The sequence below is a fragment of the Micromonospora sp. URMC 107 genome (assembly GCF_051386315.1).
Taxonomy (GTDB): Bacteria; Actinomycetota; Actinomycetes; order Mycobacteriales; family Micromonosporaceae; genus Micromonospora.
Genome location: NZ_JBPQTK010000229.1, coordinates 1 through 4,364 on the forward strand (window position 1 = coordinate 1; position 4,364 = coordinate 4,364).

Genomic DNA, 4,364 nt, shown 5'->3' on the forward strand with positions numbered 1-4,364 from the left:
GGCCGGCGCGAAGGCGCCGGCCCCCTGCCACATCCGATGACGGTTGCCGCGGACCGGCAGCCAGCCCCCGGCGCCGGACCCGACCCGGCGCTCGCCGGACCAACCGTCAGCCGGGAACGGCCGGGCCGACCGCGCCGACCCACGCCAGCCGACCGCCGACGGCGAAACGCGGGCCCACGTCCTGGTCGTGGCGGGCGGCGGTGGACTGACCGGAGCTTCCGCCGGATCGCCGCGGCGCCCGCCCCGGGGTGCCGCCGGCCGCGGCCACCCTGTGCCGGCAGGGCCGGGCCGTGCCGGCAGGGCCGGGCCGCGGCGGCAGGGCCGGGCCGCGGCGGCAGGGCCGGGGTCGCTGACCGGGCCGTCCACGGTGCGGCCTGGTCCCCGGCTGCCGCCGGAACGCAGTCTGGCCGGAGCGGTGCCTGCCCGACCCGTCGTCCGGGTGGGACAGGCACCGCTCCGGCCAGCAGACCGACGCGGCGCGGGCGCGGTGGACCTCGTCGCCACCGCGCCCGCGCCGTGCGCCGAGGGCCTGTCCGTCAGATGTACGGCGAGTTGGGCTCCAGACCGCAGAGGACCCGGCCGTACAGCTCGTAGTTGGTCTCCGGCAGCATCAGCGCGTGCATGTTGACGACCTGCGCGTCCCGGGCGATGCGCTGGATCGGCACGGTGTTGTAGACGGACGAGCCGCCGCTGGCCATGTTGAAGATGTCCACGGCCTCCTTGCCGAGCTGACACACGGCGCCGACGTCGGCCCGGGAACGGGCCCGCTCCTCCAGCGTCAGGGGCTCGCCGGTCAGGCCCTTGTCGTCGACCAGCCCGGTGACCCGGTGCGCGTGGAACTCCGCCTGGTCGATCTTCATCACGGCCTCGGCGACCCTGAGGTGGGTGATCGGGGCGTCGCGCTGGCTCTCGTACTCGGTGTAGGTGATCTTCCGGCCCGGCAGCCGCTCGAAGAAGACCTCCCGGGCCGCCCTGGCCAGCCCGACCACGGTGCCGACCGAGGAGGCGGCGGCCACGCCGAGCAGCGTCGTGCGGTACATCGGCAGGTCGGCGTTCAGGACGGAGGCGTACTGGTTCTGCAGGATGGCCGGCAGCGGCAGCACCCGCTCCTGGGGCACGAAGACGTCCCGGGCGACGGTGGTGACGCTGCCCGAACCCCGCATGCCCGACGTGTACCAGTCGTCGACGATCTCCAGGTCCGACATCGGCACCAGCGCCATCACCGGCCAGAGCCCGGCGCCGTCCGGAGTCGGCGCCATGGCGATGATCTCCTGCCAGTGGCTGTGCTGGGCGCCGCTGATGAAGCCCCACTGGCCGTTGACCACCAGGCCGCCCTCCTTGGGGGCCGCCATCGCCGACGGGCTGAGCGTGCCGCACACCCGCACGTCGGGCGTCGAGTGGACCTCGTCCTGGACCTCGTCCGGGAACATGCCGACCATCCAGCCCGGGATCGTCCAGACCGACATGGTCCAGCCGACCGAGCCGTCGCCGCGGGCCAGTTCGGCGGTGACCTCCGCCTGCGTACGGGTGTCGGACTCGTATCCGCCGTACCGGGTGGGCACCCGCATCTTGAAGAAGCCGGCCTCCGCCATCGCGTCGACCACCTCGTCGTGCAGGCGCCGATTCTCCTCCGACCAACTGGCGTGCTTGCGCAGCAGCGGCACCAGATCGGTGGCGCGCTTGACCAGTTCGGTCCTGGACGGTGCTTGGGTGACCTCCACCCGGTCCTCCTTCGAGATAGTCGTGTCGTTGCAGCGCCGGAACGGGCCGGTCCGACGATTCGCCGACCCGGTGCCGGGAAGGCGTGACGAACCGGCGTGGCAGGTGTGCTTCCGGACGGTCAGGCCGCAAGCGCGGCGGTGTTCACGGGCAGTGGCGGGGCCCCGCTGATCAGGTCGGCCGCCTTCTCGGCGATGGCCAGCACCGCGGCGTTCGGGTTGCCGCGGATCAGCGTCGGCATGACCGAGGCGTCGACCACCCGCAGCCCCTCCACGCCGCGTACCCGCAGGTCGGCGTCGACGACCGTGCCCATGGCACAGGTGCCGGCCGGGTGGTAGATGGAGTGCGCGTACTGACGGACGTAGGTGCGCAGGTCGTCGTCCGACTCCGACGCCGGCGGCTGGTACGCCGCCTCCGTGTAGGGCTTCAGGGCCGGCTGCCGCGAGATCTCCAACCCGATCCGCACACCGTCGATCGCGACCCGCATGTCGGCCTCGTCCGCGAAGTAGTTGTGCACGATCTTCGGCTTCGCCGTCGGGTCGTCGGAGGCCAGGGTCACGTAGCCGCGGCTGCGCGGGGTGAGGATCGACGGACCGTACGAGAAGGCGTGGTGGGTCGGCGTGCCGAGGCCGCTGTCGGCGAACATGACGGGCGCGCCCAGGTACTCCACGTCGGGAGCCGGCAGGTCGTCGCGGGTCCGGGCGAACCCGCCGGACTCCGGGCCGTTGGACGTCAACGGTCCCGTGCCGTCCGCCATGAACTGCTCCACGTTCTCCGGCGCCCCGGCGACGAGCAGGCTGATCGGGTGGGAGTGCGTGAAGATCAGCGGCACCAGGGCGTGGTCCTGGAGCCCCTGGCCCACCGCGGGCTGGTCGAGCACGACCGGCATGCCGAGCGCGGCCAGCAGGTCGGCGGGACCGACGCCGGAGTGCATCAGCAGGTGCGGGCTGTTGTACGCGCCGCCGGCGAGGATCACCTCGCGTTCCGCCCGGACCGTGATCTCGTCGTCCAGGCGCTGACCGACGACCCCCACGGCCCGCCCGTGCTCGATGAGGACCCGGTGCACCTGGAGGTTCGTCTCGACCGTCAGGTTCGGCCGGTCGAGCGCCGGGTGCAGGAACGCGGTCGCGGCGCTCGCCCGCCGGCCGTCGCGCTGGGTGACCTGGAAGAACCCGAACCCGTCCTGCTCGGCCCCGTTGAAGTCCGGGTTGACGGCGTGCCCGGCCTCGGCCGCGGCCTCCACGAAGGCCTTCGACATCGGGTTCTTCGCCCGGCCCTCGGAGACCGCGAGAGGGCCGCCGACCCCGTGGTACATCGACTCGCCCCGCTCGTTGTCCTCCGAGCGCTTGAAGTACGGCAGCAGTTCGTCGAAGCTCCAGCCCGGCTGCTGCCAGCCGTCGAAGTCGATCCGGTTCCCCCGGATGTAGACCATGGTGTTGATCGAGCTGGTGCCGCCGAGCACCCGCCCACGCGGGAGGTAGACGCGACGGCGGTCCAGGAACGGCTCGTCGTGCGTGTCGTAGTCCCAGTCGAGGTGGGTGCGGAAGAGCTTCCCGAACGCAGCCGGAATGTGAATGTTCGGCGCCTTGTCCGCCGGACCCGCCTCGATGAGGCAGACCGACACGTCCGGATTCTCGCTCAGCCGCGCCGCGAGCACACAACCGGCGGTTCCTCCGCCGACGACGACATAGTCGTACATTCACTCCTCCTTAGAATGCGCTGGGTCAAGGATGAGCCGACGGGCTGCCGGGTTCGCCTTCCAGAGTGCTTTCCTCCGGGACGTTCATCCGTTTGTCCGAATTGCTTTTCCGGACCTGGCCGCGATTCGGAGGAGGCGGCGCGGGGGCCGTCCGGTCCGCCCAGGGTGGTCGGGGACCCGGGCCGGGCGCGCGCCGCACGCTCGGGGCGGCCTACCGACGCGCGGGCGGCCGGCGGGGCCCGGGACCCGCCGGCGTCCGGGCGGCCGGTGGCGGCGGGCCGCGACCGGCGTCGCCCGGCCGGCGGTCAGCCCTTGACCGGGCTGCTCTGGTGCGACAGCAGGCGCAGCTGCCCGGAGGGCTCCCGGCGGATCACCCAGGTGGCGCGGATGAAACGCTCCGGCGCGATCTCCGACTCGTCGGCGAACATGATCCCGCCCTCGGTGACCACCATGGCGACGTCGTCCTTGAGGAACGTCAGGAAGACCGGCCAGCCCTTGACCCGGGCGCCCCGGTACGGCCCCTCGAAGCCCTCCCGCATGTAGGACCGGATCTGCTCGCGGCTGGTGAGCTGGTTGTCCTGCATGAGCAGGCTGCCGTTGTCGGCGAAGACGCCGGCGAAGGCGTCCGGGTCGTTGGCCGCCCAGGCGGCCTGGATCCGCATCGCCACGGTGAGCGCGGCCTTCTCGTCCGGGCTGGTGAACCCGCGGTAGTAGGAGGTGTCCTCCGCCACCCCGGCGGCAGCCAGGTGTGCGGACGCGTCGCCCCAGGACGACTGGTTGCTGGGCATGGTCATCTTCTCCGTCTCGATCGGCGGGGACGCCGGCGGACCCCGGGAACCGGGGCCGGCGAGGCGTTGGTCAAACTGGTCGGCACGCCGCCCGGACCCACACCGGGTTGTCTCCTTCGTGGGTCGGGCGGCGTGCCGGGTTGTGGGTGGTTACCAGC

At 72.5% G+C, this 4,364-nt stretch carries 3 protein-coding genes; all 3 read right to left on the reverse strand.

Annotation, left to right across the window (positions count from 1 at the left end; translation table 11 throughout):
- Nucleotides 1–536: 536 nt before the first annotated feature.
- The gene (locus ACSNN9_RS27870; RefSeq protein ID WP_436676277.1) at nucleotides 537–1,721 is read right to left on the reverse strand and encodes an acyl-CoA dehydrogenase family protein; all 1,185 of its coding nucleotides are present in this window, start codon (nucleotides 1,719–1,721) and stop codon (nucleotides 537–539) included.
- Between the two features lie 119 nt (nucleotides 1,722–1,840).
- Complete coding sequence (locus ACSNN9_RS27875; protein ID WP_436676278.1) at nucleotides 1,841–3,418, reverse strand: GMC family oxidoreductase; 1,578 nt, start codon at nucleotides 3,416–3,418, stop codon at nucleotides 1,841–1,843.
- A 305-nt stretch (nucleotides 3,419–3,723) separates the two neighbouring features.
- Nucleotides 3,724–4,206, reverse strand: a complete 483-nt coding sequence (locus ACSNN9_RS27880) for an SgcJ/EcaC family oxidoreductase (RefSeq protein ID WP_436676280.1) — start codon at nucleotides 4,204–4,206, stop codon at nucleotides 3,724–3,726.
- Nucleotides 4,207–4,364: the final 158 nt, after the last annotated feature.